Origin of the sequence: Ilumatobacter coccineus YM16-304 (assembly GCF_000348785.1) — a bacterium.
GTDB lineage: Bacteria > Actinomycetota > Acidimicrobiia > Acidimicrobiales > Ilumatobacteraceae > Ilumatobacter_A > Ilumatobacter_A coccineus.
This window is the reverse complement of sequence record NC_020520.1, coordinates 663,556-677,222: the sequence shown is the minus strand read 5'-3', so window position 1 is coordinate 677,222 and position 13,667 is coordinate 663,556. Positions and strand designations below refer to the sequence as shown.

Below are 13,667 nucleotides of genomic sequence, written 5' to 3'. Positions count from 1 at the left end.
CCCTCGACGGGGCACCCCCCGAAGACAACACACATGAACACCAACTTGAGGAGGACCCCGTGAGAAAGAACACAACAACGTGGCGAGCCGTTGCGCTCGTCGCAGCATTCGCCACCGTCGCCGCGTCATGCGGCAGCGATGGAGATTCCGACGCCGAATCGGTCACCAGCGAAGCGCCGGCAGCAGCCGACGACTCCGCCGACGCAGATGAGCCGGCAGACGCGGCCGAGACGACCGAAGAACCAGCGGAAGCACCAGCCGAGCTGGCCACCGGTCGTGGTGTCAGCGACGACACGATCAAGCTTGCCGCACTCAGCGACCTGTCCGGCCCCGTGGCCTCCGCAGGTCGACCGATCGCACTCGGTTTCGAGACGTACTTCGATGCGGTCAATGCCGAGGGTGGTATTGCCGGTCGACAGGTCGAGGTGATCGCCGGCGACACTCGCTACGACGGTCAGGTCGCGGTGCAGACCTATCAGCAGATCGGCCCTGACGTCCTCGCGATGCAGGTGTTCGGCACACCGATCGTCGGTGCCATCCGAGCGCTGGCTTCAGAGGACTCGATGGTCATCATCCCAGGGTCGAAGGACTCCGGTTTCCTGACCGACCAAAACATCGCACTGGTCAGCACACCAGTCAGCATCGAGGTCGCAAACGCGGTGGAGTACATCGTCAACGATCTCGGCGACGGCGAGGCACCGGCCATCGGCATCATCGCTCAGGCCGACGACCTCGGTGCCGACCACATCTACGGCCTCGAAGTTGCAGCGGAGACCTACGGGTTCGAAATCGTCGCCGAAGCCTCGATGGGCGCTGCCGACACCTCGGCCGACGGTCAGGTGCAGGCCATGCGCAACGCTGGCGCCGAGTACGTGATCATGGGTGTCGGCCCCGGCGCGGCCAACGTGGTCATTGGTGCAGCCGCAGCAAGTGGCTACGACGCCACCTTCGTCGGAGCCGGCTCGTCGTTCACTGGAGCGCTCCTCCAGACCGCGACGGCCGACGCCTGGAAGTCGCAGTTCATCACGACCTGCGGGATCGCTGTGTGGACCTCCGACATCGAAGGCATGACCAACCTCAACGCCGCGCTCGCCGAATTCGCTCCGGACCAACAGCCCGACAACTCGTTCCAGTACGGCTACCTCCAAGCCCTCGTGCTGCACGGGATCATCGAGCAAGCGGTGGCGAACGGGGACCTGACACCCGAAGGCCTGGTCGAAGCGTCGACACAGATCGTCGATCTCGACACTCAGGGCTTCACGACACCGATCTCGTTCGGCACGGACCCCGTCGACCGAATTCCGTACCGGGCGTCGCAGATGTGTGCCGTCGATGATTCACCGGGCAACTTCACGCCCATCACCGACTTCTTCGAAGGACCCGCAGCCGCCGCCGTCGGCCTGCGCGACTGATTCGGAGAAACGGCCCCGATGCTCTCGATCAAGAATCTCGAAGTCGTCTACGACGACGCAATCGTGGCACTGCGCGGCGTCAGCCTCGATGTGCCGGCGGGCAAAGTGGTCGCCCTGCTGGGCGCCAACGGCGCCGGCAAGACCACGGTGCTGCGCGCCGTCGGTGGGTTGCTCGACGACCACGACGCCAAGGTCACCAAGGGTGAGATCGAGTTGGACGGCGTCTCGCTGGTCGGTGCACGCGCTGCGAGCATCGTCCGGCGAGGTGTCGGCCAAGTGTTGGAAGGCCGTCGAATGTTCATCGAGCTCACCGTCGAGGAGAGCTTGCTGGTCGGCGCGTTCACGCGGTCGGGTCGAGATGCGGTTCGCCGCAACCTCGACCGCGTGTACTCGCTCTTCCCGCAACTCGTCGATCGACGCAACGTACACACCGGGTACTTGTCCGGTGGGGAGCAGCAGATGGTTGCGATCGGTCGGGCGTTGATGAGCGAACCGTCGCTCCTCGTGCTCGACGAACCGTCACTGGGCCTGGCGCCACGCTACGTCGAACGAGTTCGCGACGTGGTCGCGGAGATCAACGCCGAGGGCACCTCGGTGTTGCTCGTCGAGCAGAACGCCCGCATGGCCCTGTCGGTGGCCGACCACGGATACGTCCTCGAAGACGGTCGCGTGGTGCTCGACAAGGCCGCCGAAGACCTCAGATCAGACAGCGAGATCCGCGAGTTCTACCTCGGGGTCGGCGACAGCGGTACGCGTCGCAACTTCGCTGCAGTGAAGCACTACCGACGTCGCAAGCGCTGGTTGAGCTGATGCGTACCCCGACCAAGAAGGTTCCATCATGAAGTTCGGCGTGGTGTCGTCAAACACTGGCGAGCGTGCACATCCGGCGGAGGCGAAACGGTTCGCTCAACTGGTCGAGCAACTCGGCTACGAATCGATCTGGACCGTCGAGCACGTTGCCATTCCGGGCGGTTTCGATTCGCCCTACCCGTACACCGACGACGGTGAGATGCCCGGCGGCAATGACCTCGTCATGTCCGATCCACTGGTGTGGATGGCCTACGTCGCCGCCGTGACCGACGCGGTCAAGCTCGCGACCGGCGTGCTGGTACTTCCGCTCAACCATCCGGTACGGCTCGCGAAGGCCGTCGCCACTCTCGACCTCCTGTCGAGCGGACGCGTGATCCTCGGGCTCGGCGTCGGTTGGCTCCGCGAGGAGGCCGAGTTGCTCGACGCGCCCTGGGACCGACGCGGCGTCCGCAGCGAGGAACAGATTGCCGTGATGCGAGCGCTCTGGAGCGACGCACAAGCCACGTACCGGGGCGAGTTCTACGATCTTGATCGAGTTCGCAGCTTCCCGAAGCCGTCGAGCCCGGCCGGGCCCCCGATCGTGCTCGGCGGACACAGCGAAGCGGTGGCGAAACGCGCCGGTCGGTTGGCCGACGGATTCATCCCCGCTCCATCCGACATCGACGACATCGCTCACCTGATCGGCGTGATGCGCGGGGCCGCCGTCGCGGCTGGACGCGATCCCGATGCCATCGAAGTGACCTGCTCGCGGGTACGCGATGTCGACTCGGCATGTCGACTCGCCGAGTTGGGAGTGTCACGGCTCAACGTCATTCCCCCGGCCCGCGCCGACGACGTCGGACCTCGACTCGAGGCCTACTGGGAGCGAGTCGCCGCCCCGCTCGCGGAGCGTGGCTACTGATGGACGTGCGGATTCACGCCGAGCAACTGGCGAACACGTGTGAGCACCAGTTCCCGCCACCCCTTGTCGTCGAGCAGCTCGGGACCGAAGCTGTCGATCCGACAGAGGCCGAGGATCTCGACGAAGAACTGATGTGCGACGAGCAACGGATCGGCCGGTGGATCGCACAGACCTTCCTCCGCCCACCGGGTGATCATGGCGGCGACTGCCTTCGTCTCGCCTTCGGCGTAGTTCTTGACCATCTCGAAGACCTTCGGCACTCGGTCGGCGGTCGTGTACACCTCGCTGATCAGCTGCCGGGTGGTACGGCGGTCGACGTGCAACAGCCAACGCACGTACCCTTCGAGCGAGGCTGGGCCGTCGGCGACACTGTCACGCGACTCGTACGAGAGGAACGCAAGCGTTTCCCGGATGACTTCGACGAGCAGTTCGGGCTTGCCTCTGAAGTGAGCGTAGATCGCCCCCGTGGTCGCATTGGCCCCCGCCGCGATGTTCGCCAGCGAGGCGTTGTCATACCCACGTGTGGCGAAGTGCAACGCCGCCGATCGGAGGATCGCCTCCCGCATCTCGGGTTCGCCAGGTTGCCGCGAGTCCTTTCGTGGCCGACCTCGACGGCGCTGCGGCGCGGTCGGCAACGGGGTCTCGGGAAGCGGGGAACGGCGTCGATCAGTCATGGCGGCGAGAGCGTGGGCAACGCTCGTCGCTCGGATGATAGTACGCGTTATCTATTAGGAGATTCCGATGTCTGACTTCGACCGCGAATCCGATGATGTCGTCGCTGTTCCTGACAGTACATCGGTCGAGTACAACCCGTTCGACGAACAGACGTTGGCCGACCCGATCGGGACCCATCGCCGACTCCGTGAGGGATGCCCGGTGCACCGGTTCGACGCCTTCGACCCTCCCTTTTTCACGCTGTCGAGATACGACGACGTCGTTTCGGCGCTTCGCGATACCGAGACCTTCTCGAGTCGCCACGGTCAGGGACCGCGTCACACTCCGGAAGGCGGACTTTTCAGCGATCCGCCGGCCCACACAGCGTTCCGGCGACTGTTGCAGCGAGCATTCACACCGCGTGCCGTCGCCGACATGGAGCCGTTCGTCGCCGGTCTTGCCGACGATCTTCTCGCCAGACTCGTCGGCGCTGGGCGCGGCGACCTACACGCCGAGTTCGCCTCTCCGCTGCCGACGATCACGATCGCGACGATGCTCGGCATCCCGCCCGACGATCACAGCCGATTCAAGGAGTGGTCCGACGCGCTGGCCGCCGATCTCGTCGCCACCGATCGAGAGACACACCGTTCCGTTTGGCGCGACCTCAGGGCGTACCTCGACGAGCACATCGAAGCCCGGCGCGACGCGTTGGAGCGTGACGACGACCTCTCCGATGATCTGATCAGCGCGCTGGTCACGGCTGAAGACGAAGACGCCTCGCTCTCATCGGCGGAGATCTTCGGCGTCATCGTTCAACTCCTCGTCGGCGGCAACGAAACGACGACGTCATTGATCACCAACGCCGTCGTGCGACTGCTGGAGCAACCAGACCTCCTCCAGCGCGTGCGCGCCGATCTGAGTCTGATCGACGTCGTGATCGAAGAGAGCCTCCGTTTCGACGCACCGGTGCTCGGACTCTTCCGCACGACCACGTGCCCGATCGAGAAGCACGGCGTCGAGATTCCGGAAGACGCGAAGGTGATGCTGCTCTACGCTTCGGCGAACCACGACGACGCCGAGTTCGATGAGCCCGACGTCTTCTCGCTGGATCGGCCGCCGCAGGAGGCTCGTCGGCACGTCGGCTTCGGAGCCGGACCCCACTTCTGTCTCGGTGCTCCACTTGCCAGACTCGAAGCGCGCGAGGCACTCCGGGCAATCGTCTCGGGGTTGCCCGGGCTCCGGTTCGATGGCGAGCACGAGCGAGTCGCGCCGTTCTACCTGTGGGGCCGTCGCTCGCTGCCCGTCGCATGGGACCGACCGGATACCGAGGGCGAACCGAACCGCCGATCCGGATCGACCACCGAATGAAGGGGATCACTCATGACCGATGAAGCGACCAACGCACGTATGGAGCGGCTGCTCGACGTCCAGGAGATCACCGAGGTGCTGTATCGATACGCCGCCGCTGTCGACCGGCTCGACGCCGATCGACTCGCGACCTGCTTCCACCCCGATGCCACCGACGATCACGGTCTCTTCGCCGGACCCGTCGACGAGTTCGTACCGTGGGTGATGGGGCACGTCGGTGCGTGGGTGTCGACGCAGCACGACATCACGAATCCACTGGTCGACGTGCGCGGCGATCGCGCCACCTCCGAATGCCACTGGAACGGTTGGTACCGATACCACGACGGCGACGGAGCGTCCGACGAACTCCACTGCGGTCGATACGTCGACCGCTTCGAACGTCGCGACGGGGTGTGGCGCATCGCCCACCGAACCTGTGTGACCGACTGGTCGAGGGCGCTGGGGTCGACCAGGATGCCGATCCAGCATCGACTCGCCGGCCGCCGCGACCAGCACGATCTCTCGTACCACTCGTGGGATCTCGAACTCGGCTACCGCGTCGACGCGTCGACGTGACCCCCTGACAGCGACGCTCGTCGAGCGGGCGACGTCCGTGTCCGACCGGGCCGACGGTGCCGCCTACGATGACGGGCGTCACGATCAGGGGGGATCTTAATGACACTTTCCACAGCGAGCGACCATCGATTGTCGACGCGCCAGATGGCCCAGTTCGTGGCCAACGGATTCCTGCGGTTCGACGCGATCGTGCCCGACGACATCAACCGCCGAGCGATCGAGGAGATCGAACGGCTCAACGCCGAGCGGCTGCTCCCCGACGGGATGAAGCCGCCGCACTCACGCACACCACTCGACGAGTGTTATCCGCTTCCGTCGGCGATCGGCGAGTACCTCCGACTGCCGCAGATCCGCGGGATCATCGAGTCGATGGTCGGGACCGACCCGGTGTTCGATCACGACTGGGTTCACTACATCCCGGGCGGCGGCACCTACGTCCAGCCGCTCCACGTCGACGCGGTGACCGACTCGCCCGACCCGACGTTCGACGTGCAGCTGTTCTGGTACCCGAGCGCCGTCGCTCCCGGCGAAGGCGGCACCCGGTTTCTTCCCGGCAGCCACCTGTCACGGGTTCGGTCGTCGGGTCTCAGTCGCTATCAGAACATCGTCGGCGAGCAGCAGGTGTCGTGCGAAGCGGGCAGCGTGTTCGTCTTCCACCACGGGCTCTGGCATGCGGGCCAACCCAACCCGGGGGCCAACGACCGCTGGCTCTACAAGGTGCGACTCAACCCAACCGCACCGCAGGTTCGGCAGTGGAACACCGACGACCTCGACGAGGTGCAGAATCCGCCGAGCGACCACGTCTTCGCCCGTATGCAGCCGGGCAGCGTCGCCGAGATCTTCCGGACGTGGCACCCGTGGATGGGGATCACCGACTACCGCAACGACCAGATGCAGCGCGCCCGGTTGTGGCGGTATCTGAGCGGTGACGACGAGTTCGACGTCGACTACTACCTGTCACGTCTCGAAGGTCGCGCCGACCTGATCGGGAACGACGCATGACGACCACGCGGCAGCAGGTCCTCTACCTGTGGTTGCAGGGCTCGGCGCTCGACGAGAGCGTGGTGGGTTGGGCGTTCCACGACGGCAGCGACGGAGCCGGACCGCAGCTGCCCGAATCGGAGCAGCCCGGACGACCGCCGTACTCCAGCGGGGTCGCCGCGTTGCGCGACGGCTGGATGCTGTTGCAGTCGGCCCAGCTGATTCCACCGGCGCCGGGCCAGGAGTACGCCAACGCCTATCTCGAGTACGAGTTCGTGTTCGAGCGGCGCGTCGACGTCGCCCCGTCCTGACCGGTCAGGGCCGAGCGTCGGGAAGGGCTGCGACCACGGCGATGTCGTCGGCCGTCGCATCGGGACCGTACGCCGACACGTAGAGGCCGCGATGGCCGCATCCGGCATCGATCGCGTACGCCACCGCCTCGTCGTCCGGATTGCTCTGCCCTTCGAAGCGCACGATCTCGTCGATCGTCACCGTCGCCGGGTCGTAGGAAGCACCGCACTTGCCGCACGCAAGGTGCCCGTCGCGTGCGGTGTAGTTCTCGACGTAGCCGGCCTTCGACAGACGGGTCGTGGCCTGGCTCAACGTCTCCATCTCCGTGCCGTCAGTCATGTGGCGCACCGTATCCGTTGTCGTCGACCCGGTTGCCGCGGGCGATCTTGCGAGCGTCGAGAACGTCGGCGATGACCTCCTCGTCGACATCGAACGTTCGGGCCGCGTCGCGCAACGACAACCCGTCGCGGTCCGCGAGTTGCACGATGGCGCCCGCGACGTCGTAGCCGACGATCGGATTGAGCGCCGTCGCCGATGCCAGCGTGTGGTCGGCCAACCACGCCAACCGATCATGGTTCGCGACGATTCCGGCGACGCAGTTCTCGGCGAAGACGATCGACGTCGACGCGAGGATCTCCATCGAACCCAGGAGGTTGCGCGCGATCAGCGGGATCCGAACATTGAGCTGGAAGTTGCCCTGCATACCGCCGATGGTGATGGCCGTGTCGTTGCCGATGACCTGCGCAGCGACCTGCAGCACCACCTCGGCGAGCACCGGGTTGACCTTGCCCGGCATGATCGACGACCCCTTCTGCAATGCCGGCAACGTGATCTCGCCGAGCCCGGCCCGCGGGCCGCTCGCGAGGAGCGCGATGTCGTTCGCGATCTTGGTGAGCGAGACGGCGACGACCTTGAGGGCACCCGACAGTTCGACGAGCGAATCGCGGCTTGCCTGCGCTTCGAAACGATCGCCGGGCTCGACGACCTCGACGCCGGTTCGCTCGGCGATGAGCTCACGCACGCGGCGGGCGAAGTCGGGGTGTGTGTTCAACCCGTTGCCGACGGCGGTGCCACCGAGCGGAACCGCTGCCACCCGTTGCAGACACGACTCGACGCGGTCGATGCCGAGACCCACCTGGTGAGCGAAGGCCCCGAACTCTTCGCCGAGCGTGATCGGTACGGCGTCCATCAGGTGCGTGCGTCCGGCCTTGGCCAGATCGGCGAACTCGGCCGCCTTTCCGGCCAACGAGCGTTCGAGTGATCGCAGCGCCGGAGCGAGCGTGGTGGTCGCCATGTCGAGCGCGGCCAGATGCACCGCGGTCGGAAACACGTCGTTCGAGCTCTGACCGAGGTTGACGTGATCGTTCGGGTGGACGTCGTCGCCGGCGAGGTGCGCGATGACTTCGTTGACGTTCATGTTCGTCGACGTGCCCGAGCCAGTCTGGAAGATGTCGATCGGGAACTGGTCGGCGTGTTCGCCTGCACCGATCTCGTCGGCCGCGGTCGCGACCCGAGCGGCCAACTCGGCATCGAGCACGCCCAGTTCGGCGTTGGCGGTCGCCGCAGCCGACTTGATCCGTCCCAGCCACCGGATGACCGATGCCGGCACGCGTTCACCCGAGATCGGAAAGTTCTCGATCGCCTTACGTGTCTCGTTGCCCCAGTACTCGACCATCGCTGCTCCTCGCTCGGCTGTTCGCCGCTCGTGTGTGGATCACTCCCCACCGTACGAGGCTGTCGCCGAGCCATTGGCGCGGCACGAGCGCCGCAAGGGTATTTCACGACGGTTCGAGACGCCGGGACGACCACGCACATCAGCGGTGTGCGGGGTCGACGCTCAGTCGACCGCGAGCGCGGCGACTTTCGCCGCGACGTACTCCCCGGCGAGCACCGGGCTGCGATCGACGACCCCGCTTCCCCCGACGTCGAACGGGACCACCACTGCGTCGTGGTCGGCCCCGTGGAAGAACACGAGCGAGAGCAATTCTTCGGACGGAACGTCGATCGGTGGCGGGAGCACTCGGTGGCGTGTCGACCGCCAGCGACCGTTCGTCCAGTGACTCATGAGGTCGCCGATGTTGACCGTGAAGGTTCCGGGAACCCACGGAGCATCCACCCACTCGCCATCGAGGCGTTGCACCTGGAGCCCACCCGCGCCCGGCTCGCGATCGAGCAAGGTGATGGTGCCGAAGTCGGTGTGTGGACCCACTCGAAACTGTCCGACGGGCGCCGAGGGCGTGACGGTGTGACTGGGATACCAGTTCAGGTTGATGCTCGACGTCGGCGTCGCGCAGAAGCTGGTCAACGCGTCAGCTTCGAGACCGAGCGCTTCGGCGAACAACGTGAGGACTTCTTCGGCCAGCCCAGCCATCGCTGCGTGGTATCGCTCGGTCCACGTTCGAAGATCCGCCGGAGCGGCGGGCCACCGGTTCGGCAGAAACCACTGCTCTCCTGCCGGGCTGAGTTCGACGTCGGCGGGTGCCGTCGGCCCGACGATGTAGCTCTCCTTGAGATCGGGCAAGGTCTCGATCCCGTAGGTGGCTGCGTTCGACTGCGTGCCCGACCCCACCCAGCCGCGATACGCGTCGGGGGTCACCGCTACCGACGCCTTCGCCTCGTCGGGTCCGTGGAAGAACGCGTAGCCAGCCGAGCGGGTGCCGTCGATGAGCCCCTGATCGACGCCGTGGCCGGCGAGCATCACGAAGCCCACGGTGCGGAGCGCGTCGTCGACGGTGGCAGCGACCGACGGGTCGCCATCGCGCCACCGCTGCAGATCGATCACCGGGATCGCGGGCAGATGCTCATCATGGTCGGCCGTGTGGGCCATTTCTCCTCCTGACGGTGTAAGGGCGGTACGTTGAACGACGATGACGATCGACGGCGCGGCGGAGCGTGAGAGAGCTCCGCGTTTGGAGCAGCTGGGCACTCGGCTGAGAGCTTCTCGTCGGACACATGGGCTGACGATGCGTGAGGTGGCGGCCCGGACCGGCATCTCCCAGCCCTTCCTCAGTCAGATCGAACGAGGCCAGGCGGCCCCGAGTCTCACGACGATGTTCACCCTCGCCGAACTCTATGGCGTCACTCCCGAGATGCTGCTCGCAGACGACGTTCCCGACGTGGTCGATGTCATCCGATCCACCGAGACACCGATGTATCGGGTCACCGACGACGAGCACTCGGCGCATCGTCGTGCCCTCATCGACGGTTCGGTCATGACGGTGTCGGAGTACCTCGCCGAACCGGGCGACGAGCTCGGCGGTTTCTACGAGTCGAAGGGCGTCGAGTTCATCAACGTACTCGAGGGCGGTTTGATCGTGGAGATCGAGGACGCTCCACCCCATCACCTGCGTGCCGGCGACAGCATCCGCTACCCGAGCCACATGCGGCATCGCTGGAAGCAGGACGGACCCGTTCGAACTCGCTTCGTACACGTGATCACCGGCCAGGACTCCTGACGGCGAGGCCGTCATTCTCCAGCCAACTGCTTGTCGACCGAGGCGGCGTCCCAAAGACTCCACGCTTCGACGATCAGCCCGCCATCGAGACGGAACACGTCGACTCCCTGCATCGCGATGACACGATCGGTCGCCGGAGTGCCGTAGTAGTCACCGACGTGACGGCCGGCTGTGGTCCAGCGAAGCACGACCCGGTCGCCTTCGGCGATGAGATCGTCGACCGACATCGTCACGTCGGTGAACGCATCGAAGTAGTGCTGGGCGTCGTCGATCACATCGTCGATGCCGCCGGTGTCGTAGCCGGGGACGAAGATCGATGCGTCAGGTGCGTACGTGGCCCGGACGAAGTCGAGGTCGCGGCGGTTCCACTGTGCGTCGACCAGGTCGGCGATGATCTTCTTGTTGTCGTCACTGCTGGGCATGATCGGTTCTTTCGTCGGGGGATGAGGAACTGTCGAGGACGGGAAACCACGGGCTGTCCGAGAGGTGGTCGCCATCGTCGAGACCGTGGGGCAGCGTGCTCCAGAACGCGGCAACCGGCCGGTCGGTCGTCTGCCGGCGGGCATCGGCCGGCGCATATCGAAGGCTGAATCTGCGGCCGCCGACTGGCGAAGGGACCGGCACGCCATGCACGGTGCCGGCGTCGAACCACAGCGCATCGCCGGCGCTCATGTCGTACGACACCGCGCGCTCCACGGCGAGAGCCAGCGTCGATGCATCGCTGTGATCGTCCGAGTGAGAGACGTTGCTGATCGTGTCGCCATCCGCGTCGAACGCGACAGCATCGAGGCGAGTCCCGTCGAGGTGGCTTCCGGGTATGACGTGGAGAGCGTGCGCCGCGTCGACGTCATCGAGGGCGATCCAACACGTGACGAATGCCCGGTCGATCTCGTAGTACGGACCGTCCTGATGCCACGGCGAGCCGGTGGCCGAGCCGGGATCCGCGGCGAACCACTGGTCCTCGACGAAGAGCACCGGTGAAGCGAGGAGCAGTGTCGCCTGCGAGACGAGTCGCTCGGCGGCGATCAGATCGCCGATCGCCGGCCGGTCTCGCCATCGGAAGAGATCGCTGTCGAACACCGCGTCGCCGACCCGACCGAGGACGGCGTGATGCTCACTCGGTGCGCTCCGACATTCGTCTATCTCGCGGCGCAGGATGTCGAGTTGGTGAGCGCCGAGCGCCTTGCGTTGCACGACGTGACCGTCGCTGACGAACGCTTCGAAACAGGCCTCGTCATCCATCGTTGGCCCCAGCGGTGCGAACCGTCACTCTCGGCGAACGATCGGTCATCAATCGGAGGTATTCGGCGTGGTAGCCGCGCATCGGCGCCTCCGACGTGATCGGGCCGGTGAGCAGACCATCGTCGGGATCGATCCACTCACACCCGGCGTCGTGGCCGCGGCTGGTGTCGATCCACTCCATCTCCGGCACGAGCAGCCCGCGCTGCACCCGCTCGAACATCTCGAGATCGTCGGGTGTGCCGAAGTTGGTGAAGTCCTCCTCGACTCGGGGCCGCAGTCGTGCCACCTCGTCCGATGCTCGGGGCGCGGCCAGCAGGTAGAGCGTGAGGCGCGTGTGATCGACCGCGAGCGGCTCGACGACCATCAGCTGGTTGCCGACGAGGATCATGTTCGGGAACAGCGTCAGGTTGACCATCGAGCCCGTCGCGAGTTCGAGCTGCGCGCGTGCTTCATCGGGACCGAGTGTCGAGGTGAGCGACGCGATCAGCTCGTCGGAGAACGGCATGGCGCGCATCGTCGCCCATGCGTCGGACGCGAGTCCTGGCCGCTGATCCACGAGCATGTGTCCGTGACCCAAGGCCTTCGCAAACATCTCGGTCTGCGCTGGATCGCGTGCGAGGACGGTTTCGACATCGGTTGATCGGCCGAGGTGGTTGTACGAGCGATGAGCGAACGTGGCGTGTAGCCCGTCCGACGCATTGTCGAACGCGAGCTTCCAATTGCCGCGATACTCCTGCCGGATCGGCCCCGGAAGCACGGCGAGCTCACCGCCTGGGTTGCGATCGATGTGGACGTCCAGCCAGCCGGATGCCGCCCCGAGATACTCGGCCAGATCGGGGCCGTCGTGATCGACGGTTCCGAAAACGAAGCCGCGGTAGATCTCGACCCGGAGCCCTCCAAGACCGAACTGCGCCTTGTCGAACGACGGCCCATACGAGTCGGGGTACGGGACAGCGAGTAGTCGTCCGTCGTTGGCGAATGACCACCCGTGATACGGGCAGGTGAATCGCTTGGCACAGCCGCCTGCGCCTTCGACGACCGTCGTCCCGCGGTGGGAACACCGATTGAAGAGCGCCCTGACGACGCCGTCGCGGCTGCGCGTGACGATGGTCGATCGACGGCCGACGTCGACGGTGAGGTACGAGTCGGGTTCTGCGATCTGACTCTCGTGGCAGAGATATGTCCACGAGCCCCCGAACACGTCGACCATCTCCCGTTCGAAGATCGCCGGGTCGGTGTAGAGCCGCCGATGCACCCGCGTCGGCTCGACGAGTCCGTCGATGCTGACCGACGCGCTCACAGCAGGTACCCCGGGTTCGACTGCCCGATCTCGGAGTCGATGAGCAGGATCACCTTGCTCCGCAGTCGCAGGTCGCCGAAGGGTGAGGCCAAGGGGTGTGAGCGATCGACGACGAACTCGTGGACCTGACGTCCGGCCACCACACGAACGTTCCCACGCCGCACACTGCTCAGGGTCAACGCGGACGAAGCGACAAGACGATCCGGTCCGTCGAACCATGCTTCGACCGCGTTCACCGAGCGGACCACGCGGGTCGCCGGGTGCTGGGACCACGCGGCCGGGTCGGTCATCCAGGCCACGCGTTCGCGAAGGCGACGAACGTCGTCGAGCGCGAGCGACTGGGCGTTCGCGTCGGGCGACGTGTGTGCGATCGGTACCCACCAGATGCCGTCGTCCGCCCAACTCTCCAACCAATCCTCGTAACGCTGAGCGTCGAGGAGTCGCGCTTCGTGGAAGAGGATCGCCGCCGCCTGAGCCGACACCTCCGGATCGGCGCGCTGCCTCGCGGCGATGGAGTCGACCAGGAAGCCGAGCTGCGCACAACGCTGCTCGACGTCGGCGAGCCGATCGGTCGGGGAGTTGGTGATTGTCGGACTGGCCATGTGTACGTCGTTGCTCGAATCGTCTCCGGCTGATTGATGTAGTCAATCAAACCATGGCAACGTTGCAATACGAACCCATCTCCGTGAACAGCGCGT

Annotated in this window: 16 protein-coding genes; 8 read left to right on the top strand and 8 right to left on the bottom strand. The window is 65.8% G+C overall.

Going from position 1 to position 13,667, the window contains the following annotated elements:
• The first annotated feature begins 59 nt into the window (after nt 1-59).
• The 3 genes from YM304_RS03105 to YM304_RS03095 are packed head-to-tail and all read left to right on the top strand — an operon-like array spanning nt 60 to nt 3,123.
• Nucleotides 60-1,412: an ABC transporter substrate-binding protein gene (locus YM304_RS03105; RefSeq protein ID WP_015440176.1), complete on the top strand. Its 1,353-nt coding sequence runs from the start codon at nt 60-62 to the stop codon at nt 1,410-1,412.
• A gap of 18 nt (nt 1,413-1,430) precedes the next feature.
• A complete protein-coding gene (locus YM304_RS03100; protein WP_015440175.1) occupies nt 1,431-2,222 on the top strand; it encodes an ABC transporter ATP-binding protein in 792 nt (263 codons plus the stop codon).
• Nucleotides 2,223-2,250: 28 nt separating this feature from the next.
• Nucleotides 2,251-3,123 (top strand): LLM class F420-dependent oxidoreductase, encoded by an 873-nt coding sequence (locus tag YM304_RS03095; RefSeq protein ID WP_015440174.1) that lies wholly within the window; start codon nt 2,251-2,253, stop codon nt 3,121-3,123.
• Here the strand turns inward: YM304_RS03095 and YM304_RS03090 are convergent.
• The gene (locus YM304_RS03090) at nt 3,117-3,797 is read right to left on the bottom strand and encodes a TetR/AcrR family transcriptional regulator (RefSeq protein ID WP_015440173.1); all 681 of its coding nucleotides are present in this window, start codon (nt 3,795-3,797) and stop codon (nt 3,117-3,119) included. The genes YM304_RS03095 and YM304_RS03090 overlap by 7 nt on opposite strands.
• Nucleotides 3,798-3,864: 67 nt before the next feature.
• On the opposite strand from YM304_RS03090, the gene YM304_RS03085 reads away from it, so the two are divergent.
• The 4 genes from YM304_RS03085 to YM304_RS03070 all read left to right on the top strand — a co-directional run bounded on the left by YM304_RS03085 (nt 3,865) and on the right by YM304_RS03070 (nt 6,992).
• Nucleotides 3,865-5,145 (top strand): cytochrome P450, encoded by a 1,281-nt coding sequence (locus YM304_RS03085; RefSeq protein WP_015440172.1) that lies wholly within the window; start codon nt 3,865-3,867, stop codon nt 5,143-5,145.
• Nucleotides 5,146-5,157: 12 nt separating this feature from the next.
• Complete coding sequence (locus tag YM304_RS03080; RefSeq protein ID WP_015440171.1) at nt 5,158-5,700, top strand: nuclear transport factor 2 family protein; 543 nt, start codon at nt 5,158-5,160, stop codon at nt 5,698-5,700.
• A gap of 99 nt (nt 5,701-5,799) precedes the next feature.
• Nucleotides 5,800-6,702 carry a phytanoyl-CoA dioxygenase family protein gene (locus YM304_RS03075; protein WP_015440170.1) on the top strand — a complete coding sequence of 301 codons (903 nt, stop codon included), beginning with the start codon at nt 5,800-5,802 and terminating at the stop codon, nt 6,700-6,702.
• Nucleotides 6,699-6,992, top strand: a complete 294-nt coding sequence (locus YM304_RS03070) for a hypothetical protein (protein ID WP_015440169.1) — start codon at nt 6,699-6,701, stop codon at nt 6,990-6,992. The genes YM304_RS03075 and YM304_RS03070 overlap by 4 nt, the downstream gene beginning before the upstream one ends.
• Nucleotides 6,993-6,996: 4 nt before the next feature.
• Here YM304_RS03070 and YM304_RS03065 read toward each other — a convergent pair whose 3' ends face one another.
• From YM304_RS03065 to YM304_RS03055, 3 genes are all read right to left on the bottom strand, one after another.
• Entirely contained in the window at nt 6,997-7,311 is a 315-nt protein-coding gene (locus YM304_RS03065; RefSeq protein WP_231897622.1) for a hypothetical protein, read from the bottom strand.
• Nucleotides 7,304-8,647, bottom strand: a complete 1,344-nt coding sequence (locus YM304_RS03060; protein ID WP_015440167.1) for a class II fumarate hydratase — start codon at nt 8,645-8,647, stop codon at nt 7,304-7,306. Before YM304_RS03060 ends, YM304_RS03065 begins: the two co-directional genes overlap by 8 nt.
• A 162-nt stretch (nt 8,648-8,809) precedes the next feature.
• Nucleotides 8,810-9,799, bottom strand: coding sequence for an isopenicillin N synthase family dioxygenase (locus YM304_RS03055; protein WP_015440166.1), 990 nt, complete (start codon nt 9,797-9,799; stop codon nt 8,810-8,812).
• A 40-nt stretch (nt 9,800-9,839) separates the two neighbouring features.
• Here YM304_RS03055 and YM304_RS03050 point away from each other — a divergent pair, with 40 nt between their 5' ends.
• Nucleotides 9,840-10,427 carry a helix-turn-helix domain-containing protein gene (locus tag YM304_RS03050; protein ID WP_015440165.1) on the top strand — a complete coding sequence of 196 codons (588 nt, stop codon included), beginning with the start codon at nt 9,840-9,842 and terminating at the stop codon, nt 10,425-10,427.
• Nucleotides 10,428-10,438: 11 nt separating this feature from the next.
• Here the strand turns inward: YM304_RS03050 and YM304_RS25020 are convergent, their stop codons facing one another.
• From YM304_RS25020 to YM304_RS21865, 4 genes are read right to left on the bottom strand one after another with little or no spacing between them, the layout of a single operon-like run.
• On the bottom strand, nt 10,439-10,849 hold the full coding sequence (locus tag YM304_RS25020) for an ester cyclase (protein WP_015440164.1): 411 nt from the start codon (nt 10,847-10,849) through the stop codon (nt 10,439-10,441).
• Nucleotides 10,836-11,669, bottom strand: a complete 834-nt coding sequence (locus tag YM304_RS03040; RefSeq protein ID WP_015440163.1) for a phytanoyl-CoA dioxygenase family protein — start codon at nt 11,667-11,669, stop codon at nt 10,836-10,838. Before YM304_RS03040 ends, YM304_RS25020 begins: the two co-directional genes overlap by 14 nt.
• Nucleotides 11,662-12,969 (bottom strand): aromatic ring-hydroxylating oxygenase subunit alpha, encoded by a 1,308-nt coding sequence (locus tag YM304_RS03035; RefSeq protein WP_015440162.1) that lies wholly within the window; start codon nt 12,967-12,969, stop codon nt 11,662-11,664. The genes YM304_RS03040 and YM304_RS03035 overlap by 8 nt, the downstream gene beginning before the upstream one ends.
• Complete coding sequence (locus tag YM304_RS21865; protein ID WP_015440161.1) at nt 12,966-13,571, bottom strand: aromatic-ring-hydroxylating dioxygenase subunit beta; 606 nt, start codon at nt 13,569-13,571, stop codon at nt 12,966-12,968. Before YM304_RS21865 ends, YM304_RS03035 begins: the two co-directional genes overlap by 4 nt.
• Nucleotides 13,572-13,667: the final 96 nt, after the last annotated feature.